Origin of the sequence: Undibacterium sp. Ji42W (assembly GCF_049340405.1) — a bacterium.
Lineage (GTDB): Bacteria > Pseudomonadota > Gammaproteobacteria > Burkholderiales > Burkholderiaceae_D > Undibacterium.
In genome coordinates, this window is record NZ_JBMPOV010000021.1 from 1 (window position 1) to 23428 (window position 23428).

At 49.5% G+C, this 23428-nt stretch carries 23 protein-coding genes and 1 pseudogene; 11 read left to right on the top strand and 13 right to left on the bottom strand.

The window, feature by feature from the left end:
* The 8 genes and pseudogenes from ACO0LG_RS28255 to ACO0LG_RS28290 form a co-directional block, all read left to right on the top strand.
* On the top strand, nucleotides 1-1250 hold a 1250-nt coding region (locus ACO0LG_RS28255; protein ID WP_423031768.1), incomplete at its 5' end, for an RHS repeat-associated core domain-containing protein.
* A 3-nt stretch (nucleotides 1251-1253) separates the two neighbouring features.
* Entirely contained in the window at nucleotides 1254-1685 is a 432-nt protein-coding gene (locus ACO0LG_RS28260) for a hypothetical protein (protein WP_423031770.1), read from the top strand.
* A 131-nt stretch (nucleotides 1686-1816) separates the two neighbouring features.
* Nucleotides 1817-2944: pseudogene (locus ACO0LG_RS28265) on the top strand (IS3 family transposase).
* A 129-nt stretch (nucleotides 2945-3073) separates the two neighbouring features.
* Complete coding sequence (locus ACO0LG_RS28270) at nucleotides 3074-3382, top strand: hypothetical protein (RefSeq protein WP_423031772.1); 309 nt, start codon at nucleotides 3074-3076, stop codon at nucleotides 3380-3382.
* Nucleotides 3383-3997: 615 nt separating this feature from the next.
* Nucleotides 3998-4552 carry a hypothetical protein gene (locus tag ACO0LG_RS28275; protein WP_423031774.1) on the top strand — a complete coding sequence of 185 codons (555 nt, stop codon included), beginning with the start codon at nucleotides 3998-4000 and terminating at the stop codon, nucleotides 4550-4552.
* Between the two features lie 29 nt (nucleotides 4553-4581).
* A complete protein-coding gene (locus ACO0LG_RS28280) occupies nucleotides 4582-4887 on the top strand; it encodes a hypothetical protein (RefSeq protein WP_423031776.1) in 306 nt (101 codons plus the stop codon).
* Nucleotides 4888-5055: 168 nt separating this feature from the next.
* A complete protein-coding gene (locus ACO0LG_RS28285; RefSeq protein ID WP_423031778.1) occupies nucleotides 5056-5598 on the top strand; it encodes a leucine-rich repeat domain-containing protein in 543 nt (180 codons plus the stop codon).
* A 624-nt stretch (nucleotides 5599-6222) separates the two neighbouring features.
* Entirely contained in the window at nucleotides 6223-6756 is a 534-nt protein-coding gene (locus ACO0LG_RS28290; RefSeq protein WP_423031780.1) for a hypothetical protein, read from the top strand.
* A 140-nt stretch (nucleotides 6757-6896) separates the two neighbouring features.
* On the opposite strand, the gene panB is transcribed toward ACO0LG_RS28290, so the two are convergent.
* The 7 genes from panB to ACO0LG_RS28325 form a co-directional block, all read right to left on the bottom strand.
* Entirely contained in the window at nucleotides 6897-7709 is an 813-nt protein-coding gene (panB, locus tag ACO0LG_RS28295) for a 3-methyl-2-oxobutanoate hydroxymethyltransferase (RefSeq protein ID WP_423031782.1), read from the bottom strand.
* A 253-nt stretch (nucleotides 7710-7962) separates the two neighbouring features.
* On the bottom strand, nucleotides 7963-8310 hold the full coding sequence (locus ACO0LG_RS28300; protein WP_423031784.1) for a DMT family protein: 348 nt from the start codon (nucleotides 8308-8310) through the stop codon (nucleotides 7963-7965).
* Between the two features lie 28 nt (nucleotides 8311-8338).
* The gene (gene folK, locus ACO0LG_RS28305; RefSeq protein WP_423031785.1) at nucleotides 8339-8836 is read right to left on the bottom strand and encodes a 2-amino-4-hydroxy-6-hydroxymethyldihydropteridine diphosphokinase; all 498 of its coding nucleotides are present in this window, start codon (nucleotides 8834-8836) and stop codon (nucleotides 8339-8341) included.
* A complete protein-coding gene (gene pcnB / locus ACO0LG_RS28310) occupies nucleotides 8833-10188 on the bottom strand; it encodes a polynucleotide adenylyltransferase PcnB (protein WP_423031787.1) in 1356 nt (451 codons plus the stop codon). The genes folK and pcnB overlap by 4 nt, the downstream gene beginning before the upstream one ends.
* Nucleotides 10185-10874 (bottom strand): HAD family hydrolase, encoded by a 690-nt coding sequence (locus ACO0LG_RS28315; protein ID WP_423031789.1) that lies wholly within the window; start codon nucleotides 10872-10874, stop codon nucleotides 10185-10187. The genes pcnB and ACO0LG_RS28315 overlap by 4 nt, the downstream gene beginning before the upstream one ends.
* Nucleotides 10875-10884: 10 nt before the next feature.
* Complete coding sequence (gene hda / locus ACO0LG_RS28320) at nucleotides 10885-11580, bottom strand: DnaA regulatory inactivator Hda (protein ID WP_423031791.1); 696 nt, start codon at nucleotides 11578-11580, stop codon at nucleotides 10885-10887.
* Entirely contained in the window at nucleotides 11577-12662 is a 1086-nt protein-coding gene (locus ACO0LG_RS28325) for an AI-2E family transporter (RefSeq protein ID WP_423031793.1), read from the bottom strand. Before ACO0LG_RS28325 ends, hda begins: the two co-directional genes overlap by 4 nt.
* Nucleotides 12663-12828: 166 nt before the next feature.
* Between ACO0LG_RS28325 and purM the strand changes: the two genes are divergently transcribed.
* Together purM and ACO0LG_RS28335 are read left to right on the top strand one after the other, a co-directional pair.
* Nucleotides 12829-13872, top strand: a complete 1044-nt coding sequence (gene purM / locus ACO0LG_RS28330) for a phosphoribosylformylglycinamidine cyclo-ligase (protein WP_423031795.1) — start codon at nucleotides 12829-12831, stop codon at nucleotides 13870-13872.
* A 582-nt stretch (nucleotides 13873-14454) separates the two neighbouring features.
* Entirely contained in the window at nucleotides 14455-15567 is a 1113-nt protein-coding gene (locus ACO0LG_RS28335; protein ID WP_423031797.1) for an HAF repeat-containing protein, read from the top strand.
* A 123-nt stretch (nucleotides 15568-15690) separates the two neighbouring features.
* On the opposite strand, the gene ACO0LG_RS28340 is transcribed toward ACO0LG_RS28335, so the two are convergent.
* Nucleotides 15691-16659 carry a phosphotransferase family protein gene (locus tag ACO0LG_RS28340; protein WP_423031799.1) on the bottom strand — a complete coding sequence of 323 codons (969 nt, stop codon included), beginning with the start codon at nucleotides 16657-16659 and terminating at the stop codon, nucleotides 15691-15693.
* A gap of 234 nt (nucleotides 16660-16893) precedes the next feature.
* Nucleotides 16894-17523, bottom strand: a complete 630-nt coding sequence (locus ACO0LG_RS28345) for a hypothetical protein (protein WP_423031801.1) — start codon at nucleotides 17521-17523, stop codon at nucleotides 16894-16896.
* Between the two features lie 83 nt (nucleotides 17524-17606).
* Here ACO0LG_RS28345 and ACO0LG_RS28350 point away from each other — a divergent pair, with 83 nt between their 5' ends.
* Nucleotides 17607-18176 carry a hypothetical protein gene (locus tag ACO0LG_RS28350; protein WP_423031803.1) on the top strand — a complete coding sequence of 190 codons (570 nt, stop codon included), beginning with the start codon at nucleotides 17607-17609 and terminating at the stop codon, nucleotides 18174-18176.
* 50 nt (nucleotides 18177-18226) lie between these two features.
* On the opposite strand, the gene rapZ is transcribed toward ACO0LG_RS28350, so the two are convergent.
* The 4 genes from rapZ to ACO0LG_RS28370 form a co-directional block, all read right to left on the bottom strand.
* Nucleotides 18227-19090 carry an RNase adapter RapZ gene (gene rapZ / locus ACO0LG_RS28355; protein WP_423031805.1) on the bottom strand — a complete coding sequence of 288 codons (864 nt, stop codon included), beginning with the start codon at nucleotides 19088-19090 and terminating at the stop codon, nucleotides 18227-18229.
* Between the two features lie 18 nt (nucleotides 19091-19108).
* Complete coding sequence (gene hprK, locus ACO0LG_RS28360) at nucleotides 19109-20050, bottom strand: HPr(Ser) kinase/phosphatase (protein WP_422954109.1); 942 nt, start codon at nucleotides 20048-20050, stop codon at nucleotides 19109-19111.
* Nucleotides 20051-20167: 117 nt separating this feature from the next.
* On the bottom strand, nucleotides 20168-20641 hold the full coding sequence (locus tag ACO0LG_RS28365) for a PTS sugar transporter subunit IIA (protein ID WP_423031807.1): 474 nt from the start codon (nucleotides 20639-20641) through the stop codon (nucleotides 20168-20170).
* A 102-nt stretch (nucleotides 20642-20743) separates the two neighbouring features.
* Entirely contained in the window at nucleotides 20744-23422 is a 2679-nt protein-coding gene (locus ACO0LG_RS28370) for an EAL domain-containing protein (RefSeq protein WP_423031809.1), read from the bottom strand.
* Nucleotides 23423-23428: the final 6 nt, after the last annotated feature.

The window sequence follows — 23428 nt, forward strand, 5'->3', positions numbered from 1 at the left end:
ATGACGCAGGCCAGTTGACTGGCATCACCTACAAAAAAGCCGACAACAGCCTCATCGGTGACCTGGCTTACACCTATGACGCCAATGGCCGCCGCACCAAAACCAGCGGCAGCCTGGCAAAAACAGACTTGCCAGACACCATCAACACAGCCAGCTATGATGCCAACAACCGCCTCGCCACCTGGGGCAGCCAGATACTCAATTACGATGCTAACGGCAACCTCACCAGCGATGGCCTCAAAACCTACATCTGGAACGCCCGCAACCAGCTCATCCAGATCAAGGACAGCACAGGCACAGAAGTCGCCAGCTTCAGTTATGACGCACTGGGCAGAAGACAAACTAAAACCATCAATGGTGTCAGCACCGGGTTTATGTATGACGGTGTCAACATCGTGCAAGAACTCAATGGTGCAAGCCCCATCAACAACTACATCAGCGCTGGGGTAGATCAGGTATTTGTACAGCAGAGTGGCGCTGGCGCATCAGCGACAAACCTGACTTACCTCACAGACGCACTCGGTTCCACTATCCGGCTCACTAATGCAGCAGGCGACAAGGTTGTTGATTACAGCTACGATCCTTATGGTAATACCAAGGCAGATACTGTCATCAATAATTCTTTCCAGTACACTGGTCGGGAGAATGATGGGACAGGGCTGTATTACTACCGTGCCAGGTACTATTCACCAGCGACGCATCGGTTCATTTCGGAAGATCCGATTGGGTTGAATGGGGGCATTAATACTTATGGGTATGTCAGGGGAAATCCTGTGACGCATATTGATCCGCTTGGACTCGCAGACCTGAATCTTTTTAATCCACAACCGGGTAGCCATGACCTCACTGGTAATTACCCTGGTGGAAATGCTTGGAATGAACCAGCATTCTATACAGTCGCTGGTCACGGGAATCCAGGGAATATGTCAGATGATAGGAATGGAACATCACCATGGAAACCACTTTGGCCCGAAAATTTAGCAAATATGATTAAAAGTGATCCAAATTGGAAGAACAGACCAGTCAAACTTGGTTCTTGCAATACAGGTATAAGTTGGCCTCAAGGCCATGGTGGTAAAAACTGGGAACCATTTGCACAAACCTTGGCTCATCAATTAGGAGTTCCAGTAACAGCTCCAACAGGGTTCATTTATTACACACCGCGAGGAATTATCGGAACGTCTGCAACTGATCCCGGGCCGATTTCTTCACCCGGTCAATGGAAAACATTCTATCCCAAAGGACGTTAAACTATGATTAAGTATCTATCATTGGGTTTTATTGCCACTCTTTTTTGTTTTGCGACCTGGTTTGCTGTGGATTTTTACAGGAGTGATTCAAAGCCTGCAGCTAGTCATTTTCCTTATTCTGTATCGACAGATGAAAAGGCCGATCTTGAACGCAAAGCAGTTCTTGGAGATTGCGATGCGTCAACGCGATTAGCACAGTATTACCTTTACGGCGCTTTGGATTTAGATGCTGCCACAAAGTATCTTCGTGTTGCTGCTAAGTGTTCTGATATCGCCCCCAAAGAATATCTAGTAAATATACTGATGCGTAACTTGGACAATCCCGCTGCTACCGCAGAGATTAAATTACTGATAGATGATATTCGGAAAATTGATCCAGAAAAAGCAACGAAGTTAGAAGATCAGTTAAACGCGACGAAGAAGTCAAAACCGTAGCCTGTGTTAATAATTGAAAAATTATTATTCGTCATAATGTTGGCATGTGTGACTCAAATAGGTGTGAGCTTCCCCTGGAATTTAGTCTTCCATAGATGGCGTAAAATATCGTTACTTTGGAGGCACAAGAAATGAAGAAGATACCAAAACAGGCTTATACCGTCGAATACAAGGAACTCGCTATCAAACGGGTAGCCGAAGGAGAATCCATTCCGGCAACTGCCAAGGCACTTGGACTAAGTGATCAGACTTTACACAACTGGGTGAAGGCGGCTGCTTCTGGCAAACTTAACGGTGTTGGAAGCAGAGTAGTGACTGCGGAAGAAATGGAATTATCTCGACTGCGCGCTGAAGTTGCCCGTCTAAAACGGGAGCACGACATCATAAAAAAGGCAGCGGCGTACTTCGCGAAGGATGTTCTGTAAAGTACGCCTGGATAAGGCGCAGGGTAAGTCGGTTGCGCTATCCGACATGTGTGAGACTCTGGAAGTCAGCATCAGTGGTTATCGTGCGTGGAAGTGTGGCGGCATACCAGCCCGTAAGCGTTTGACAGACAATCAGATGCTGGCGTTGATACGCGCCATTCATGCTGAAATCAAGGGCGCCTACGGTAGTCCGCGCATGGTACGGGAACTTCGGTTGCGTGGTCTCAAGGCCAGCAAGGAACGCGTTGAGAGACTAATGCGTGAGAACAGTATCCGAGCGCGCCACAAACGGCGCTACAAGGTCACTACAGACTCGAAACACCGCTTGCCAGTGGCCGAGAACCTGCTTGTCAGGAACTTCAGGCCAAGCACGCCTAATTAAGTATGGACGTCGGACATAACGTATTTGTGGACAGATGAAGGCTGGCTGTACCTGGCGATTGTTCTGGATCTGTTCAATCGGGAGGCGATTGGCTGGGCGCTCAGGTCACGCATGACAACGGATATCGTAACAGATACTCTGACCATGGCGTGGTTCCGGCGCAAGCCTGCACCAGGAGTCATGCATCATTCAAACCGGGGCAGTCAGTATGCCAGCTATGCATTCCAGGAAAAACTCCAGCAATTCGGCATGACCTGCTCGATGAGTCGAAAAGGAAATTGCTGGGACAATGCCCCGACTGAGAGCTGGTTTAATAGTTTCAAGAATAAGCGTTACCATGGTGTGCGATACGCCAGCCATGATGAATGAAATATGCAGCCTTCGATTACATCGAAGTATTTTATCATCGTCAACGACAGCACTCAACGCTTGGTTACCGTTCACCAATCTAGTACCTCGAACAATGGGAAAGTAAACAAAGTCAGCAGAAACTGGCCACATAGAATCCATCTGTTGGAAGACGAAATATCGAGGAAACCTCATAATTCAAAATATTCTAACCCTTGCGCTATATAAATGACATGACTAATCAAAAGTGCCTTGAATTTATTAAGTGGTTTGATGATGTTCTAAATGCCAAGCCTGGGATGTTAGGCTCGGTTGCGGATATCTCTGCAATGTTTTATATTGTGGACAACATAAATAATATATTGTTGTTTGATGAGAGATTGTCGTCGAAATTATCTTGGAATGAATTTTTGATTGAGAAGAAATTACTTCGAGACTTGAAGCCAATTCCGGTTGAGGACAATTGGGATTTTGAAAGCTTCGTTAAATTAAGGCATGAATATCTGAATTGGATTGAGGATCGACGAGCTGAAGGTTTGTAAATTTGAAAAAACATGCTGCGCAATCAGCCGCCGTATCGTAAGAGTTGCCATCGGTTAGATTTGTCTCGTCTTTGAAATAGTCTAGGATAGCGGCGGATTTAATTTCAGTGTGGGATTTGCACTTCTGAAATTGCTGCGACTATGGAGTGAACACATACAATCTTCGAGAAAAATTTTTGCCAAGCACAGTATAAAGCTCAATCAAGTATGGTGAATAACAGGGAAAGGGAAAAATAACTTTTAAAAAGTGTTGTTCACCAAATCCTAATCCGAAGGGTCAATTTCTCCGTCCGAGCAACTGTCTTGCGCATTCATAAAATTTCAGTGGCCTCTTAAATTATTTTTACAAAAGTATTCCAAAAAAATCATAGAGGTATTTTTTGAAACGGCGAATATGACTATTTATTGGAACAAAACTTCAATCCCCGCCCTCAAGGGTTTATCAAAAAAAGATCAATCAGCCATGGTTCGTCCAGTTCTTGGCACAGTCATGCGTCGTTAAAATCAACTGTGTTTCCGTTTTTTTGAAATTTTGTTCGCGCTGAGAATGCTGCGAGTAAGTATTAGTGAATTTACCTTTGCAAACAAGAGTTCAAGATATCAATCAACAAGCATATGAGACGCTTATTTCAAGCAAGCAAAAATACCCATGCGGAGTTTGATCGCGATGTCAGTTATGCAGAAGTTGAAGCTGTCTTGACCAAACTCGCGCGGTTTCAAGATGATAGAGACGAAGTGGTTTGCTATGTGTATGGTATGGGTGCGCATCCCAGGTCTACTTATCAATCCATGCAAAAACTGGACGGCGTTCATGTGGAATTTTTTAGAAGCTTGTTGCCCAGAAAGTTACCATTTCTGACGTGGTTTATCGCAAGCTATGAGGGCTTGATAAGGATTGAAGATTTGTCTCTGCTGCCAAACGTATTCCTGACGCTGATGGAGCTGTCAATGGTGGGCGTATATTTCATGGATAAAGAATTGGCTTCTGGTTTTGTGATGTCGGTTAAAGAAAAACGTCAAGGTGCGTTGATTGATTTTGGTATCAAGGATGATGCTGGCTATTCTATTTATATAGTCGATGCTGACAATGTAGAATCAATGACAGGAATGATTGAGATTATTTCTTATGGTCGGGACGTGCCGATGGATCTTTTGCCTGTTGTCCCTTGACTTAATGAACGACGGATTTGAAAGAAGCAATGAATATTGAGCAAATGACTGAGTTTCTTGAGAAGGCCTGGGATGATGGTGGCGTCTTGGCGCTGATTCGTGTGGGGCGGTTTGATGTTAGCGAAGGTGAGGCTTTCATACACGTACTTAAGAATATGCATGTTGATGACCATGCATTGCTCCCGAAAAGATTTGTATCGCTGACGTGGTATTTGCCAAGTTTTCTTGAATGGCAAAAGAGGCGGGTTGAGGAAGTGACGGGAGGCCTGGCTTCTTATGAGATTTTCATAGTCGAGGTGTGTAGTATCTTGGAAGGAGTTTTGGGTGTTCCTTGAAGTATAGGAACCTGATGCTTTACAATGTGCTGGTTGGATATGGAGCAATATTGTTGAGCTAGCTATATCAATACTTGGAGCTCAACTTCACTTTATGATTTTGATTGTGATGTAAAAGTGCAGTGCAAAAGTTTTCATTACTCAGTAAATTCTATGTAAAAGAAAAAAATGCATCTTGATTTAATGAGAGACCCGGCAAAAAAATTTCCAGTAACAGACCGTAAGCTGGAAATTACCACGCTAAGAATATGGCACTGCAAATACACGACACTTGAATCCTTGGCTGAATTTCAGAATCTTGAGGAACTGGTGATTGCATCATTTCCTGATCATTCTCTGAATGTTTTGAAGTCATTACCCAAACTCCGGTATTTAAGTATTTTGCATCTGCCGAAGGTATCTAGTATTGAAGATCTGGCCGAACTTGAGAGTATTGAATGCTTGTCTTTAGCTACGTCGCCTGGCTGGGATGCAGCGCGGAAGTTTGCGCTGATTGAATCACTGAAACCAATCGCGAAATTATCATCCCTCCGGCATCTTGAATTATTTGGAGTCTGTACTGCAGATAAATCTCTGGCAGAGATTGAGCATTGCAAAGGTCTGGCAAGCGCACGGTTTTCACAATACCCGCTGGCTGAGGTGGAACGATTTTATCAGGCCACCGGGGTGGTGGATTCATATAATCCTGCTCCCTCGTTTTTGAAGGAATGATGTTTGAATATTGTCTTAGATGATTATTTTTTGAATGATATTCTGGTCGCGATAAATACCGTGGATCGACTACTCAGTACCTGCACTTGCAGCGTCTGCCCTTTTGCAATTGCACCGATTCATCTGCATGGATAGCACGTACGATGTCAGAACGAAGCAAGTCGTTTGGTATCAACATCGCCAACATATATGGCAAAGTTAATAAAAGGCATGGGAGCATATATTAGCGTAAGAGGTTGGATAGCGTGCGATGAAGAGTGCATTCCGCAAATCGAGGTAATCATTTCATCTTTCATTGAGAGAGCAGGGGATTACGGCTTCAATGTTGCTAGGGCAGAAATGTATAACCAGGGATGAGTGATCCCAGACACGCATATCAACTGGACGCATTACATTTTTTATGGGGCTGATATTCGAATTCAGCGTCTCAGCTACATAAAAGTCCAGCTAAAAGCACTCTCGAAAGAAGTCAGTCATTCAGAGTTTGGAATGACCAATTATCTTTCAGGAATATTTCACGCAGATCATGAAGATGGGATTGAGGGTTATATATGGAAAATATCCGATGGTGAATTTTACGAAGAAACAAAACATGATAAATAGTGCCATCGCGCCATTTTGAACATGACCCGTAATCTCAAGGAAATACTGATCCCTGGTGCACTCCTGCCTGCACAGATATTTCATCATAGCTTCAATAGATATTTGTTCTTTGATATAGATATTTGCACTTCCCGTGAGTTAATGCATATGGTGCAAAAATTGGTGCGTGCGGTTTTTGAGTTAGATGGGACAGTGGAGGTGTATTCTGCTTCAGCGTATGAGAGCCTGAATCTGTTTAGTGCTGCTGATGACTGGGTGCAAGCTATCACGAGCTGCGAAAAATACTTAAGAAATGCCGGAGACTATGGCGGGCTAATTTTGCTGGATACCCGCAAACAGTGGGCTTTGTTTCAGCCCCGTCCTGTCGATATGGGGATATTCGCTTTTAATAGTCAGATGGAAATTGAAAAATTTGTGTCTGATATATGTGACTACTTTTTTTCTTGTGCAGATATAAGGAATTGGATTTCACGGAAGACGGACCATGATGTCTCTTTGGTAGAGACAGTCGGTTATGAGGTTTTGAACTCACTGATTAAAAATTATTGCGCTTAACTGTATGCATAATTCTTATGCAATAGGTGGTGCGTTGTAACGCACCCTACTGATTGGAGTGCCGGCCAACAGGATAGATGGCTTTGGCAGTTGTCCTTTTAAAGCGGCAATGCCAAAGTCCAATTACAAACCAAGAAAATTTAGAAACTATGTTCAAGCGCCGGGAAAGATTTATCCTTTACCGCTGCCACATAAGCCTGTACTGCCGCATCAATGCTGGTCTGGCCTTCCATGAAATTTTTCACGAAGCGGGCTTTGCGGCCCGGGAATACGCCCAGCAAATCGTGCATGACGAGTACCTGGCCTGAGCAATCAACGCCTGCGCCTATACCTATGGTGGGGATGTGCAGGGAATCTGTGACTTCTCTGCCCAGGCTGGCGGGGATGGCTTCGAGCACCAGCAGGGTGGCACCGGCTTCCTGTACTGCCAGGGCTTCGGCTTTCAACAGGTTGGCTGATGCATCAGTCTTGCCTTGTACCTTGTAGCCGCCGAGTTGGTGCACGGATTGTGGTGTCAGGCCCAGATGGGCGCAAACGGGTATCGCGCGTTCGGTCAGGAACTTGATGGTGGGCAGCAGCCAGGTGCCGCCTTCTAGCTTGACCATATGCGCACCGGCCTGCACCAGTTGCACGGCGTTGTTGAAAGCGGCTTCCGGTGTCGCATACGTGCCAAAGGGCATATCGGCAACGACCAGGGCTTTCTGGTTGCCACGGGCGACGGCGGCGGTGTGGTAGGCCACGTCTTGCAGTGTCACTGGCAGGGTGGAATCATATCCCTGGCAAACCATACCCAGGGAATCACCGATGAGTAAAATCTCTACGCCGCAACGGTCCATGAGGGATGCGAAGCTGGCATCGTAGCAGGTGAGCATGGTGATTTTTTCACCTTTTTCACGTAGTGCGATTAAGCCGGGAATGCTTACTGCTTTACGGTCTTGCAAATATTCAGCCATTCTTTTTCTCCAGAGGTGATGCTGTCATTGGTTTTTTGTGTGACAGCGATTTTGTCTCCACCTACATCCTCAACTTTATTTTTTTGTATTCTTAACCTTGTCTTGGGTTTGATTTACTTGTATAGGTTAGTGCTGCATAAGCGTAGCGAGCGGCGCAAGTTTGAGTTAAGAAGCGCTTCGTATTCAAGTACTCAATTATTACTAGCATCGCAGGCTCAAAAATTGCGCCGCGCAGTAGCTTGGACAGCGCTTATTAACTTCTGAAAATAAAATAAACTGCTCCAACCAGACACAAGCCCGCCCACACATAATCCAGCTTGAACGGTTGCCCCATGTAAAGCATGGCAAAGGGCACGAAGACGATCAGGGTGAGGGCTTCCTGTAATATCTTTAACTGGGCCAGGCTGTAGGCAGTGTAGCCTATTCTGTTGGCGGGCACTTGCAGCAGGTATTCGAACAGGGCAATGCCCCAACTGATAAAGGCGGCTACCCACCAGGCTTTGTTGGACAGGCTTTTCAGATGGCCGTACCAGGCCACCGTCATGAAGACGTTGGAGAGTATCAACAAGCCTGTGGTTTGTAGAATGATGGGGATTTGCATGGGCCTCGCTTATCGCCTTCTCAGGCTGTCAGGTAATGGGTAATTCTTGTATGCGCTGCTTAGCCACCGCAGCGACATATGCTCGTGCCAAGCCTTTGCCGGGGATGCTGATATCGGCAGAGAGTTGCAGCAGGGGTAGCAAGACAAAAGCGCGTTCTGTCATGCGCGGATGGGGGACTTGCAAGTCGGTTGTATTGATTTCTTCCGCACCATATAAAAGCAAATCCAGGTCCAGGGTACGCGGTGCATTGCGGTAGGGGCGCTCACGGCCATGTGCCAGTTCTATGGCTTGCAGGTGTTGCAGCAAGTCGGCGGCACGCAACCTGGTCGAGAGTTCAGCGACTGCATTGACGTAATCATCGCCAGTCGAATCGATGGGCGCGCTGCCGAACAGGGCAGACTGCGCCACGAGTGTGGTAGCTGGCAAATGCGCCAGCGCGGCGATCGCTTTACTGACGGTGGCCGCGGCGTCACCGAGGTTGGCACCTATGCCGATAAAAACCTGCAAATTTACTTGCATGCTCATTCGGCTGCAGCGGCTGCCTTGCGTGGGGCGCGGCGGCGGGGCTTGCGTTTTTTTGCGCCGGCTTCGGCTGTCTTGGGTTTGCTGTTGATGAGTTGTTCACGTTCGGCGCTGTCGCCTTCCATGAAGTCTGTCCACCATTCACCGATTTCTTCATCGATTTCACCGGAGGCGCAACGCAGCAGCAAGAAGTCATAACCAGCGCGCAGGCGCGGATGTTCCAGCACTTTGTAGGGGGTTTTGCCAGCGCGTTTTTCAAAGCGCGGTTGCATCGCCCAGATGTCGCGCATGTCGGAGCCTATCTTGCGTTGTATCGCCAGGGCATCGGTTTGTGTATTCAAGACATCATCGGCTGCCAGGTGCAGGGCAGGGATGGGAAATTCGCCTGCGGCTTTATAGGCCTCCCATTTTTCTACGACCTGGTGCCATAACAGGGATGCAAACAAAAATCCTGGTGAAACTGGCTTGCCTTGTTGTACGCGTTCATCGGTATTGGCCAGTGCCAGGGTGACAAATTTTTCGCCCAGGGGTTGCTCCAGCACCACGTCCAGTAAGGGCATCAGGCCATGGTGCAGGCCTTCTTTGCGCAGTTGCTGCAGGCAGGCCATGGCATGGCCGCTAGTCAGCAGCTTCAGGGTTTCATCAAAGACGCGGGCGGCTGGTACATTGTTGATCAACGGTGCCATGATGGCGATGGGTGCGCGCGTCGCGGCATCTATCGTGAAGTTCAGTTTTGCGGCAAAGCGCACCACGCGCAGCATGCGCACCGGGTCTTCGCGGTAGCGGGCTTCTGGCACGCCGATGATGCGCAGGGTTTTCTTTTTGATGTCTTTCATGCCGCCGTGATAGTCGAGCACGATTTGGGATGCCGGGTCGTAGTACATGGCATTGACGGTGAAGTCGCGGCGGGCAGCATCTTCATATTGTTCGCCAAAGGTATTGTCGCGCAGCACGCGGCCATGTTCATCCTTGGGCGCGCCATCGGTGGCAGATCCACGGAAGGTGGTCACTTCAAGCAGATCCTGCCCGAACATGACATGCACGATCTGGAAGCGGCGGCCGATGATAAAGGCGCGGCGAAACAGGCGTTTGACCTGCTCAGGCGTGGCATTGGTGGCAATGTCAAAGTCCTTGGGTTTAACACCGGTCAGCAAGTCACGCACCGCACCGCCCACCACGAAGGCCTTGAAGCCATTCTCTTGCAGGGTCTGGGTGATGCGTATGGCGTTCGCGGACACCATTTGCGGGTCTATGCCATGGTCTTTATGACTGAGCACAGTTGGCTTTTGGTTGGCGCTGGCGTCATCGCTCTTGTTTTTTACGCCGAGTATTTTGCGAATAAATTTCTTGATCATTGCTTGTCGAACAGGTGAAGTTGAGGCCAACCTTTTGCCAGTGCATGGGCACTTAATTTGGCATTGGGATTGGTTGCGACAGGATGGCTGACGCGTTCCAGCAGCGGTATATCGTTTTGCGAATCGCTGTAAAAATAACTATGGTGAAAGTCGCTGAGCTGCCTTAGCGGTGTCACGTCTTGCTTTACCAGCCAGTCTTGCAGATGTACGACCTTGCCCGCGCCTGAGCTGGGCACACCCAACAGCTTGCCGGTGATATTGCCAGTGGCATCCAGCTCAGGCTCTGCGGCCATCAAATGCTGTACACCCAGCGCAACGGCGATGGGGGCTGTTACAAAACGGTTGGTGGCAGTGATGATGGCAATCAGGTCGCCTTGGTCCTGATGCTTCTTGATTAAATCATAAGCCGCTGGCAACAGGGCAGGCTGTATGACTTCTTGCATGAATTGCGCATGCAACTCGTCAAGCCTGCTACGCGGGAACTGTGCCAATGTACCAAGGGCAAATTCCAGGTACTCCACCGGGTCCAGCGTGCCAGCCTGATATTGGGCAAAAAACTCTGCATTGCGGCGGGCAAATTCATTGGCATCGACGGCGCCAACGCGACACAGGAACTGGCCCCATTCAAAATCAGAATCGATGGGGATCAGGGTGTGATCAAGATCAAATAGGGCGATATTGCGCATGCTTGGTCTGCTAATCGTTCGTAGTGTCCAGGCCCGGCTGTTGCTGCAACATCAGTTCGCGCAGCAGTGGCAGGGTAATAGGACGCTTGGTTTCCAGTGAATAATGGTCGAGCTGATCCAGGACATCGGTCAGTGAACTCATATCACGGCGGTAATGGGTAATCAGATAGGGTAACACGCCAGGTGACAGTTGTATGCCCCGCGCATGGGCGGCGCGCTCCAGCGCAGCTATCTTGTCTTCGTCAGTCAGACCATGCACCTGGTAGATCAGTCCCCAGCCAAAACGGGTGCGCAAGTCGTCACGTACATTCAAAATCATCGGTGGGCGGTTGCCTGCGCCAATCAAAAAACCACCCCGCGCGCGCGCTTCATTGAACAGATTAAAAGCGGCAATCTGGTTCAGTGGCGACAACTGGTCGCAGTCATCCAGCAGGTAAAGGCTGACACCTTCAGTAAAGTCAAAGGCGCTTTCCGGTGCATCTGCCGGGATATAGCGGGCTGTGGCATCTGCTGCCAGTGCATGCAGCAAATGTGTCTTGCCGGCACCTGGCTCGCCCCAGATATAGACTGAGCGTTCGCCATACTGGCTGGTGATACGTTCTGCAAACATGCCCAGCAATTGCGCCAGCTCAGCATTTTGCCCCACCACAAAGGTGGCGAGGGACGGCAGCTTTTGCGCGTCCAGGTCGAGTAATAATTGCCTCATGTCTGGCTATAAAAAGGACTGTTCAGGTAAGACGTGCGTATATGTTTGACGGCGACCGAGATAACGGCGGATGCGGGCAGCGCAATCAGGATGCCGATAAAACCAAACAACTCTCCGAATGCCATCAAGGCGAAAATCACGGTCAACGGGTGCAGGCCTATGCGCTCGCCCACCAGGCGTGGTGTCAGGTAAAACGATTCTACAACCTGGCCTATGCCGTAGATGATGGCGACTGACATCAGGCCACTAAATCCATCAAATTGCAGAATAGCACCAATCACTGCCAATACCAGTCCCAATCCAAAACCCAGATAAGGAATGAACACCAAAAAGCCAGTGATAATGCCCACTGGCAAAGCCAGGTCAAAGCGGGCGATGCTGAGTGCTACCGAGTAATACACAGCCAGCACGATCATCACCAGGATTTGCCCGCGCAGGTATTGCGCCAGGATATCATCGACTTCTTCAACAGCATGGGCCACGTTATGGACAAAGCGGCGCGGGATAAAGTGGCTCAGGCGCTTGATCAGTGAGTGCCAGTCCATCAACAGATAAAACAAGACGATAGGGATTAGCAACAAATTGGCAACCATGCCCAGAACGGCAGTGCCACCGACGCGGACTGAATTAAGCACGGCCTTGCCGATGGCTTCTCCACTGGTCGATATTTGCTCCGTCAGCAAAGTCTTGATGCCATTGCTGTCGAGACGTACCTTGATACCAAATTCATTGAGCAAGGGCGACAGCATTTCATCGAGCTTATTAAAGAAGCGCGGTATCTGATCTTGCAATTGCGGCAATTCTTTTTGCAAAATGGGGATCATGATCAGTAACATCGCCAGCACAGCTGCTATCAAAATCACAATGACCAGGGTGGCAGCAACCGAGCGCGGCAGGCCAAATTTCTTGATACGCAGGGCGCACAGCTTATCGACCCAGGGTGTTAGCACATAGGCCAATATACCGGCGACAATAAAAGGCATCAGCACCGGGCCCAGCAGCGACAGCAAGCTCAGTAGCCCAATTGCTACGGCCAGCCACAGCATGGATTGTTTTTGCTCCGACGTAAAAGAAAATGGCATGTTTTTGGCTAAATAGTAGTCAAGATATTATCGAATTTGCTGCCTGGCCCAAAATACAGCGTATTTGCGGTCAATATACGCGGTCAATTTGTTAAAATAGCGCTTTTGCCGGACTTTTCTGGCAATTTCTCTATTTTACCGCCTCCTGCCCCTATTGCCGAATATCATGAGCACTTCTACCCCTGTTTCTCTCTCTTACGCCGACGCTGGTGTCGATATGGTTGCCGGCGATGCGCTGGTTGATGCCATCAAACCCTTTGCCAAACGCACCATGCGCGAAGGTGTCATGGCTGGCATAGGCGGTTTTGGCGCCATGTTTGAAGTCAGCAAAAAATACAAGGAACCTGTCCTGGTCTCCGGCACCGATGGCGTGGGTACCAAGCTGAAACTGGCTTTCCACCTCAATAAACATGACACCGTTGGTATCGACCTGGTCGCCATGAGTGTCAATGACATCCTGGTACAGGGCGCAGAGCCTTTGTTCTTCCTTGATTATTTTGCCTGTGGCAAGCTTGACGTAGCAACTGCCACCGACGTTATCAAGGGCGTGGCCTTTGGTTGCGAACAAGCCGGTTGCGCCCTGATCGGCGGTGAAACCGCTGAAATGCCATCCATGTACCCAAATGGCGAATACGACCTGGCTGGCTTTGCTGTTGGCGCAGTCGAAAAATCCAAGATCATTGATGGCAGCAAGATAAAACCGGGCGACGTCATCCTCGGCCTGGCATCGTCCGGCATCCATTCCAATGGTTTCTCGCTGGTACGCAAGATTATCGAAGTCGCCAAGCCAGACCTGAGCGCCGATTTCCATGGCCGCAGCCTCGGTGACGCCCTGATGGCACCAACCCGCATCTACGTCAAACCTTTGCTGGCATTGATGGAATCCCTGGAAGTCAAAGGCATGGCCCACATCACCGGTGGCGGCCTGGTAGAAAACGTCCCGCGTGTACTGGGTGACAAACTGACTGCCGTCTTGCATAAAGACGCGTGGACACTGCCACCCCTGTTCACCTGGTTGCAACAACACGGCGGCGTGGCAGATGCAGAAATGCACCGCGTCTTCAACTGCGGTATAGGTATGGTGGTCATTGTTGCTGCTGAACTGGCTGATGCGGCCCTGGTACAACTGACTGCTGCTGGTGAGTCTGTCTATAAGATTGGTGAGATACGTGCCCGTGAAGGTAATGAGCATCAGACTATCGTTGTTTGATGGCGCGAGTCTGAGCCGTGTGAGTTGATGCAGCCGCTTTGAGAATGTACAAAACCCCAGTCATGTTTGACTGGGGTTTTTATTTGTTGTGTTCAGTGTAGGTATTTGACCTTGCCCGACGCTGAGCCGCTGGGAACATCTTAACGTACCGATTTCAGTATAGGCATGTCGGGGCAGGCATAGTCATATCATTCATATACTTGCTTGTTAAAACAGCTTAGCGCGCATTGTGCTCACTGTTAGAATTCCCAGGCAGCCCAGGCATACTTTAGCGATGCTTCATTTAAGCGTTCACGGCGAATTAATGCGCTTTACTGCCTGGGCTTGCACCTTCTTTGCCATTTGTTTATGCATGACTTTACGCGCGCTACTTAGTGCCCTTGCATCTGGCAAGCACTTTTTATCGACGTTCGAATGCGGGCAAGCTGGCCTGTGCCACGCGTCTTGGTGAATTTCAAAAAACTCGCCAGCCCATCAATCGATGGTGGCACATAATAATCATTTATCTTTATTGCCAAATAATAATCCTGTATATTTGCTTGCAAATTCCCCGTACGACCTCCCTCCAGAAAGGATACCTGTATGCACCCTGCATTGCGTAGTTCTTTGTTTCTGCTGGCTCTGATCGGTGGCCATGCTGCGGCCTCGACGAGTCATTCTTTGGGTATAGAACGCAAACAATATGGCGAGTCGATTGCCTATGACATGAATGCAGCAGGGCAGGTCGCTGCTGTCATCAAGGAAAAAGATGGCACGCCTCATGCCGTGTTCTTTGAAAAGGGCAAGCTCATCAAACTGGAGTTGCCAGGCGAAACCGAAAGCGAAGCCAAGCGCATCAATGACAAGGGCGAGATCGTCGGCTCTTCAAAAAAAGGGGATTCCTGGAGTGCATTCATCCGCACCCGCGATCACGGTACACGCGATCTGGGTACCCTGGGTGGCCCGAATAGTTATGGTGCGGCCCTGAATAATACTGGCCAGGCTGCCGGGTTTTCAGATACACCTCAACGTGACTGGCATGCTTTTCTCTACACCCCTGGTGAACCAATGAAAGATCTGGGTACGCTCGGTGGCAGGGTCAGCTATGCGAGCGGCATCAATAATCATGGACAGGTAGTTGGCTCTGCCATGATCGCGGACGGTTCGCGTCGTGCATTCATCTACGATGCAGCAACTGGCATGAAGGATATGGGTACTTTGGGTGGCCGCGCCAGTTCGGCCACTGCCATCAACGACCATGGTGTGGTCGTGGGCGCATCAGAAATGAAAGACCGCCGCTGGCATGCCTTCATGCACGACGGCAAGCAGATGATAGACCTGGGTGCAAAAATTGGTTTTGGTGACAGCTTCGCCACCGGCATCAATAACGAAGGCCATGTCGTCGGTGTGGTTGATACGCTGGACATGCGTTTGTCCTTCGTCTGGCGCGACAATAAAATGACGCTGCATCCAGCTGGTAAAAGCCTGTACCTGACTAATGCGATCAACGATGCTGGTCACGTCATCGGTGCCAGTTATGACCGCGGCCTTTATGCCGCCACCATGCCTTCGAATGCCATTCCATTCGTCGATATGGGCGGCAATAAAATCCTGGGCTTTAATGTCGTCATGGTCTTGCTGGCAATGACCATCGCCATCTTCCGCAAACGGCTCAAAGGTTTGTTCTTTGAGGACAAACTGTTTGTTGGGGCTTGAGATTACAGCAGGCAGATGGGCTTATCTGCCTGAAATAAGCAAGACAGGTAAGCAAGACCTATAAGTAACACCGGTCCGAATAGCCGGGCCTGTTTTATCGCAAGAGCACAGTTTGCTTAGTTCTTACAGCGGAAACATGTGAGCAGCAACTTGTTCCCAGCTATTGCGCGGCCCGTCAGCAGGCACTTGTTGCATGCAAAATGTCACATCAGAGTCAGGCCGGATCAGCATATACGCAGTCAATTGGTGTTGCAGTGTGGATGCGTTGATCTCATCGACTTCACCATAAGACTGTAATAGCGCCTGAAGCAGCAAGGGATTGCCTTGTGCCATGAAAATCATGGGTGTCAGGAGTTCAAACCTGTCGCTATTGCCAACGATGGCATCACCAAAATCCAGCAGGCCCGAGAGCCGCCATTGACTCTGTTCCTGCTTTGCCATCAGGTTCCACGGGTGGATATCCATATGGATAAATCGCAAGTCGCCTGCTTTGGCAAAGTCTCCGGCAGCTTCGATATAGGGCATGACTTGTGCCAGCAATGCTTCCGGCATTTTCCTGCGCTTGTGCCTGGCCATGCAATCGGTAATCAGGTTCTGTATATAGTTTGGCCAATCGACCTTGATGGCGATATCTGCATCAAACTTTACGCTGCCGAGCTCACGCACGAGCTGGCCAGTCTGCAGCATGATGGATTGCTTTTGTTCGATATCCAGCGATGGCCAGATGTCCGCAAGCAAAGTGCCTTGCAAACGACTGAAGATCACAAATACCCAGTTGTCGATTTCACCGCTGGCGATAAGCCGGGGTGTCTGCAATGACAGCTTGCCCTCCAGTAGAGGCGCCACCAGAATTTCTTTGTCACCCTGTCGCCGCCAGTTGGGTGGCACGAGTTTGACTATCACGTCTTTGCCCAGCCCGAACAGAGCATTGGCACCCAATGGGATTTTCTCCCACGGGCTAGCAGGCAGGTCGAATGCTTTTTGCAGATGCTCCAGCACAGGTATCCAGGCTGTTAAAGGAGTATCGGCTATGAAGTTGTTACAGGCAGCATTGTCGAGATTTTGTGGCAAGCAATTGAGGACGGTTGACATTGAATCCTATGTAAAGAGAATTTCTTAGTCGCAGTAAATGACATTGATATTACTGAATGATTGACACGGCGTAATCGTACTGATGCCAATAGCCGTACATTATCCCCATTGCATGATGCGTTTAGACAACAGTTGTTATTTAATGCACGACATACGAGTGATTACGCAAAGCTAATTTTAATTTGTCAAAGAGGATAAGTACGGCATTTTAGCTAACGGCACATCTTCCATTAGTTAAAGCAGATTATCTTTTTTCAGGGCGTTGATAAACTTGGTGATGATATCTGCTGCTCTTTCTTTTCCAGTTGAGTCATCTGATCGTCCTCTCCCGCTCATTGCCGAACTTTCGGTTAATGTACCGGACCAAATAAGAGTATTTGTCGTAGCATCAAATAATTGCCAAGTGATTTGCGACGACTGAACTTGAGAGGATGCTGCATAGGTGACGGCAGTAGTAACCTGAGCTGGAAAGACAACTAGCCTGTAGTTAGGTTGGAATCGGCTCTCGTCCCGGACATTGTCCTGGATTGATTCATTGACAGGTATCTTCATACCTCTTTGCGTAAATGAATAATCACTGCCGATCCGGCTACTTCGAAATGGTAATACTTTTGCACTCACTTCATGAATAGCCAGTTCTTTGATTAAACCAGAGTCAAAATGAGCTATTAAATTCATGCCTAAATCATTTTCCCTTACATCGAGAAAAGAATAAACATACAATTTTTTTCCTCTGATGTTTACTTGTTGTTCAAGGTGCGTTGTTTTAAATTCATAAGTTGTGCTGCATCCACTCAGCAAGAAAAATGAAAAAAAGATTGTTGATAGAAATTTGAATTGAGTAATTTTATTTGACGTTTTCATTTGGTCGTAACAGCGTGGATCTATGTCGGCTGGATAGATAATCAATGCTATTATCGCACCAATTAAATTCCTTTAATTGACTTATGATTATCAAGCAAATGAAATATTTTTCTCTTTTTTTAGCCAGCATTGTCTTGTCTGGTTGTGCCTTGGTGGCTCCGCCTTACACTTCATCGCAAGTTAATGCGCAATTATTGGAAGACGCGGGTGCCAGTAAAGTCAAAGTTGGTGAATTCGGTAACGCTAAATATACTGAAAATGCAAACCCTGTAGCGTTAAGAGGGGGCAGAATGCACTCCCCATATCAAGAGTCTTTTAGTACCTATCTGGAAGAAGCATTAAAAACCGAATTGACAGCGTCAAATCAACTTGATCAGAAAAGTGCGATTGAAATATCTGGGATTTTGAGAAAAAATGATATGACAATCCCAGTCTTTGACCCAGGCCTTGGTATCATGGAAGTTCAGTTTATTGTCAAATCAGATGGGCTTGTTAAATTTGATAAGGTAAAAAGCGTCAAGCATAATTTTGAATCTGCCTTCAGTGGCGATGTGGCGATATCAAGAGCTATATCTGAATATAAATATATGGTTCAAAAGTTGTTAAAGACGCTTTTCTCTGATCAGGACTTTAAAAAAGCTATCAATAAATAGAATTGGTACTTCGGCTCAACGAGACCATAAATTTAGCGTCTAAAACTGCCCTAACTCAAACGCCTGTGCCTGACCAGCACCTGTTCCTGCGCCTTGAAATGCGCAGCGAGTTTTTCGACCATATACACTGAGCGATGCTGACCACCGGTGCAGCCTATGGCGACAGTCAGGTAGCTGCGGTTGTCGCGTTTGAAGGCGGGCAGCCATTTGGTGATGAATTGCTCGATGTCGGCAAACATGTCATCGGCCATGGGCTGCTCTTTGAGGAACTGGATGACGGGTTCGTCGCGGCCAGACAGCGGGCGCATGATAGGGTCGTAGTGGGGATTGGGCAGCATGCGGACGTCGAAGACAAAATCAGCATCCAGCGGTACGCCTATCTTGAAGGCGAAGGATTCAAACATCAGGGTCAGCGGCGTGTGGCCTATCTCGATGACATCCTTGACCCAGGCGCGCAGTTTGTTGGCACTAAGATCGCTGGTGTCGATGACGTGGGCGACCAGTTGTATGCCTGAGAGGATTTCGCGTTCTTCCTGTATGCATTCAGTCAGACTGAGCCTGTCGCCGGGTTCTTTGTCCAGGCCCAGGCGGTGTGACAAGGGGTGGCTGCGGCGGGTTTCTGAAAAGCGGGCGACCAGGGATTCTGTGCTGGCGGTCAGGAACAGGACTTTGACATCGTGGCCTTCTGCACGCAGCGTGCGTATGGAGTCGGGCAAATGCGTGAGCTGATGGGCGCTGCGGCTGTCGATGGCGATGGCAGCGCTGGGTATGCCTTCTTTGGTCAGGGTATTGACCAGGTCGGCCAGCAAGCTGGGCGGCAGGTTGTCGACGCAATAGTAGCCTGCATCTTCAACCACATTCAAGGCGACCGATTTACCGGAGCCGGATATACCAGAGATGAGCAGGATTTCCATAGGGTACTTAGCAGGTATTTAGTCACCGTTTTCCATGGCGCGGCGCTGCCGTTCCATGAAGTCTTCCAGCGTATTAATACCACGTAATTGCAGGATGGTGTTACGCACAGCTGCTTCCAGCAGAACCGCGATATTGCGGCCTGCAGCAACCGGGATCACGACTTTCCTGATGGGCAGGCCCAGCACTTCTTCGGTTTGCGAATCGATGGGCAGGCGTTCGTAATTTTCTTCAAGGGTGCTGCGGCGTACCAGATGCACGATGAGTTTCAAACGCATCTTGCGGCGTACTGCGGTTTCACCAAAGATGGTCTTGATATCAAGCAGGCCCAGGCCGCGTACTTCGAGCAGGTTTTGCAAGAGTTCGTGGCAGCGGCCTTCTATCATATTCGGGGCGATGCGCGAAAATTCGACGGCATCATCGGCCACCAGGCCATGGCTGCGTGAAATCAGTTCCAGCCCCAGCTCACTCTTGCCCAGACCGGATTCGCCAGTGATCAAAACACCCACACCCAACACGTCCATGAAGACGCCATGCATGGTGATTTTTTGCGCGAGTTTTTTCGACAGATAGACGCGTAAATAATCAATGACCTGCGCGGATGGATAAGGCGTGGAAAACAGCGGGATATTATTGTCATCGCAGGTCGTCAAGAATGCAGGTGGCGATTCCAGGCCTTGTGCCACGATCAGGGCAGGCGGTGCACCAGCGACGAGTTCGCGCATGAGGTTGTTGCGCGAAGCATTCGACAGGCGGTTGTAATACGAGAGTTCCTGATGCCCCAACACTTGTATGCGGCCAGGGTGGATGAGGTTCAAATGCCCGACCTGGTCGGCTGAGGAGGCAGCGTCGCCCGTGATTTGCTTGTCGGCACCAGCAAAACCGGCAAACCAGCCCAGTTGCATGGTGTCGCGGTTATCGTCGTAGATTTTTTGTACCGTGAGTTCTGTCAATGATGGCATGGCTATTTTGGTCGAATCTGACGATGTCTTGGTTGTCTGGCTGGGGGATCAGGAGATTACGGGAAAAGCCTGAGCGTTACTGGATGCCTGCAAACTTGGCAGTCTCAGCAAGAACTATCACGCTGTGCCCGGCAGGTTGGGGCGCCATGCCATGATCTTTTCATAAATCGCGGCGGCGCTGGCTTCAGTATTGAGCGTATCGCGGAAAGTTTCATTCGACAGCATCTCTGCCACTTCAGACAAAATTTCCAGATGCTGTTGCGTGACATTGTCAGGCATGAGTAAAAAGATCAACAGGCTGACCGGCTGGCTGTCTGGCGATTCAAAGGGAATAGCTTCTTTGAGCCTGACAAGGGCGGCAATCGGTGCCTTTAGGCCCTTAATGCGGCCATGCGGGATGGCAACGCCATGGCCCAGACCAGTGGAGCCCAGACGTTCGCGGGCAAACAGGTTATCAGAGACAACCGAGCGCGCTATGCTGCAATTATTTTCGAATAACAGCCCAGCCTGTTCAAATGCTCTTTTTTTGCTGGAGACTTCCAGATCCAGAAGTACGTTGTTGAGGGGCAGGATTTTTGCAATATTCGTCATGGTGCAAGATCGTTTTACAGCGAAATGGTGCGATGCACAAAATTAGGTTTTGACAAATTATAGGCTTCTTTTGGTTGATTTGCGCAAAACTTGACAACACTTTTAACGAACGTTGTCTCTCAGTAATTTTTCAAATTTATCAACAGGCAGTGGCTGGCTGAAATAAAAGCCCTGCATCTCCTGGCAGCCAGAGTCAGCCAGGAAGAACATCTGGTCGGCTTTTTCCACTCCTTCGGCAGTGACACTCATGCCCAGCGCATTTGCCATGGCGATGATGGCGTGCGTGAGTACAACAGAATCCGGGTTGCCCGGGATATCGCGGATGAAAGAACGGTCTATCTTGAGGTTGTCAATAGGGAAACGTTGCAAATAAGATAGTGAAGAAAAGCCTGTGCCAAAATCATCAAGGGAAATACTGATGCCCAGTTTTTTGATCGCATCAAAGACCGGTAGCAGCAAGTCGATATCACCCATCAGCAAGCCTTCGGTAATCTCCAACTGCAGGGCAGACGGTGGCAAGCCTATTTCTTGCAGGATTTGCTCTATATATTTGGGCAGGCCAGGGTCCTGGAATTGCTTGGGCGAGATATTCACGCTGATGACCATGTCTGGCGAATACTGTTCACGCCATAGCTGGGTTTGCAGGCAAGCCTGGCGCAAGATCCAGCGGCCTAGTGGCAGGATGAGGCCGATTTCTTCTGAAATAGGGATAAATTCGTTAGGCGGCACCAGGCCAACGTCTGGCATTTGCCAGCGTATCAGCGCTTCTGCACCAACGATCTGCGAGGTGCTGAGACTAATCTTGGGCTGGTAATACACCAGGAATTCATTGTCAGTCAGGGCGCGGCGCAGATTGGTTTCCAGCGCATAGCGGTGCTGGGCACGGACATTGAGTTCTGTAGTGAAGAACTGGTAATTATTGCGGCCAGATTCTTTGGCATGGTACATGGCTGAATCAGCGCAACGCATCAGTGTGGGGCCGTCTTCACCATCATGAGGATAAACCGCAATGCCTATCGAGGTACCGAGGTGATATTCATTGCCATCAATGACGAAAGGATCGCGCATGCGGGCCAGTACACGCTCAGCCAGGTCCTTGAGTTGCATGGCATCTTCAAAGGCTTCGGCAACGATGACAAATTCATCACCGCCGAGGCGGGCCAACATGTCGGTCGTGCGTATGCAGGAACTCAGGCGCGAAGATACATCACGCAAGAGCGTATCGCCAGCAGCATGTCCAGCGGTGTCATTGACGTTCTTGAATCTGTCGAGGTCAAGGAAGAGCAAGGCCAGGCGGTGCTGGGTACGTCTGGCACCGGCCAGTGCCTTGACCAGGCGCTGGTTCAGTTGATGGCGGTTCGGCAAGCCGGTCAGGGCATCGTAAGATGCCATGAAATGCAATTGCCTTTGCGTCTCGCGCACTTCTGTGGTGTCGGTGAATGAAATCAGTACGGCAGAAACACTGGCACTGCTTTTCTTGTTGATAGGCAGTACATTCACCAGCAGCCAGACGATGGAGCCATCGCGCAGCTCCACGCCCATCGACAAATTCAGTATCGGTGTTCTGGTACGGAACACGACAGAGGCCGGATCATCGCCCATGCGTATCGATTGTCCCTCGTCACCGAGTATGTTCTTGAAGTAGCGATGGCGCCTGCCTACGGTGGTGATGTCGTCTATCTTCAAGATGCGTTGGGCGCTGGGGTTGCAGGTCAGTATCTGGCCATCCGGGCCTATCACCATGATGCCTTCACTGAGATTGGTGACCACGGAGCGATAGCGTTCTTCGCTTTCCTCCAGGCTTTGTTCCATGTTCTTTTTATCGATGGCCAGGCCGATGAGGTCACAGGCATCCATCATCATGGCCTGCTCATCTTCATTCGGGCTGTGCACCATCTGGTGATACACATCAACCGTGCCCAGCAGCGTGTTGAAGGCTGTCGTAATGGGCAAGGACCAGCATGAGCGCAAGCCGTAGCGCAGCGCCGGTTCGCGCAAATTCTTCCACAGAGGGCTGACCGCAATATCCTGGACTATCGTGGTGCGCTGATAATAAATCGCCGCCGAGGCTGAACCTGAAGTGGTATCGACAGGCAGATTACCGAGCAAGGCGCAAAAACCATCTGGCAGCGAAGGGCCGGCCCCAAAACTCAGCTGCTGGCTACTGGCGTCAAACAGCGTGATTGCGCACAAGGCACCATTGTCGAGCAGCCTCTCCATGCGGTCACAAACGTCTTCCAGGATATCGCTCAGCGGTTTGTCGAGCGCGATCATCTCGAGAATTTCTTTCTCGTGATGCAGGGCCTCATGGACGCGGCTGGATTTGTAACGGACTTGATCGATCAGGGGCAGGGCGGTAACGGTAGCGCTGGAACGGGAACTGTTGCGAGGCGTGATTTCTCGCGCCGTCAGCAAGATGGCGGTTTGTTCATTGAAATTGAATTGGGTAGCGCGGACTTCTATATCAAGCAACTGACCATCAAGACGTATGCACTGGCAGGTATGCTTGCTTTGCGCACCATCCTGCCGCAATTTTTGCAATATGGTTTTGGCACCTTCATGATGCCGTCCATGCAAGAAGGCTTCTGGCTTGAGGCCAATCAATTGCTGCGAGTCTCCGGCATGCATAAGTTCTGCACCTGCCGGATTGGCATACACGAGGTTGTCGTCGATCAGCACATACATCGCGTCCGGGTTATGTTCCAGCAAGGCCATATGCCAGTCTTGACTGGCGACAGGCTCGCGTGTGCTAGTACTTGAAAACGGGACCGGAATTATCACGACGAC

Coding starts and splice junctions, on each gene's coding strand:
- ACO0LG_RS28285 (WP_423031778.1), top strand. CDS start 5,056: ATGCATCTTGATTTAATGAGAGACCCGGCAAAAAAATTTCCAGTAACA.
- ACO0LG_RS28350 (WP_423031803.1), top strand. CDS start 17,607: ATGATTATCAAGCAAATGAAATATTTTTCTCTTTTTTTAGCCAGCATT.
- purM (WP_423031795.1), top strand. CDS start 12,829: ATGAGCACTTCTACCCCTGTTTCTCTCTCTTACGCCGACGCTGGTGTC.
- ACO0LG_RS28335 (WP_423031797.1), top strand. CDS start 14,455: ATGCACCCTGCATTGCGTAGTTCTTTGTTTCTGCTGGCTCTGATCGGT.
- ACO0LG_RS28275 (WP_423031774.1), top strand. CDS start 3,998: ATGAGACGCTTATTTCAAGCAAGCAAAAATACCCATGCGGAGTTTGAT.
- folK (WP_423031785.1), bottom strand. CDS start 8,836: ATGAGCATGCAAGTAAATTTGCAGGTTTTTATCGGCATAGGTGCCAAC.
- rapZ (WP_423031805.1), bottom strand. CDS start 19,090: ATGGAAATCCTGCTCATCTCTGGTATATCCGGCTCCGGTAAATCGGTC.
- ACO0LG_RS28260 (WP_423031770.1), top strand. CDS start 1,254: ATGATTAAGTATCTATCATTGGGTTTTATTGCCACTCTTTTTTGTTTT.
- hda (WP_423031791.1), bottom strand. CDS start 11,580: ATGAGGCAATTATTACTCGACCTGGACGCGCAAAAGCTGCCGTCCCTC.
- ACO0LG_RS28290 (WP_423031780.1), top strand. CDS start 6,223: ATGACCCGTAATCTCAAGGAAATACTGATCCCTGGTGCACTCCTGCCT.
- ACO0LG_RS28325 (WP_423031793.1), bottom strand. CDS start 12,662: ATGCCATTTTCTTTTACGTCGGAGCAAAAACAATCCATGCTGTGGCTG.
- ACO0LG_RS28280 (WP_423031776.1), top strand. CDS start 4,582: ATGAATATTGAGCAAATGACTGAGTTTCTTGAGAAGGCCTGGGATGAT.
- panB (WP_423031782.1), bottom strand. CDS start 7,709: ATGGCTGAATATTTGCAAGACCGTAAAGCAGTAAGCATTCCCGGCTTA.
- hprK (WP_422954109.1), bottom strand. CDS start 20,050: ATGCCATCATTGACAGAACTCACGGTACAAAAAATCTACGACGATAAC.
- ACO0LG_RS28300 (WP_423031784.1), bottom strand. CDS start 8,310: ATGCAAATCCCCATCATTCTACAAACCACAGGCTTGTTGATACTCTCC.
- ACO0LG_RS28315 (WP_423031789.1), bottom strand. CDS start 10,874: ATGCGCAATATCGCCCTATTTGATCTTGATCACACCCTGATCCCCATC.
- ACO0LG_RS28340 (WP_423031799.1), bottom strand. CDS start 16,659: ATGTCAACCGTCCTCAATTGCTTGCCACAAAATCTCGACAATGCTGCC.
- ACO0LG_RS28270 (WP_423031772.1), top strand. CDS start 3,074: ATGACTAATCAAAAGTGCCTTGAATTTATTAAGTGGTTTGATGATGTT.
- ACO0LG_RS28345 (WP_423031801.1), bottom strand. CDS start 17,523: ATGAAAACGTCAAATAAAATTACTCAATTCAAATTTCTATCAACAATC.
- ACO0LG_RS28365 (WP_423031807.1), bottom strand. CDS start 20,641: ATGACGAATATTGCAAAAATCCTGCCCCTCAACAACGTACTTCTGGAT.
- pcnB (WP_423031787.1), bottom strand. CDS start 10,188: ATGATCAAGAAATTTATTCGCAAAATACTCGGCGTAAAAAACAAGAGC.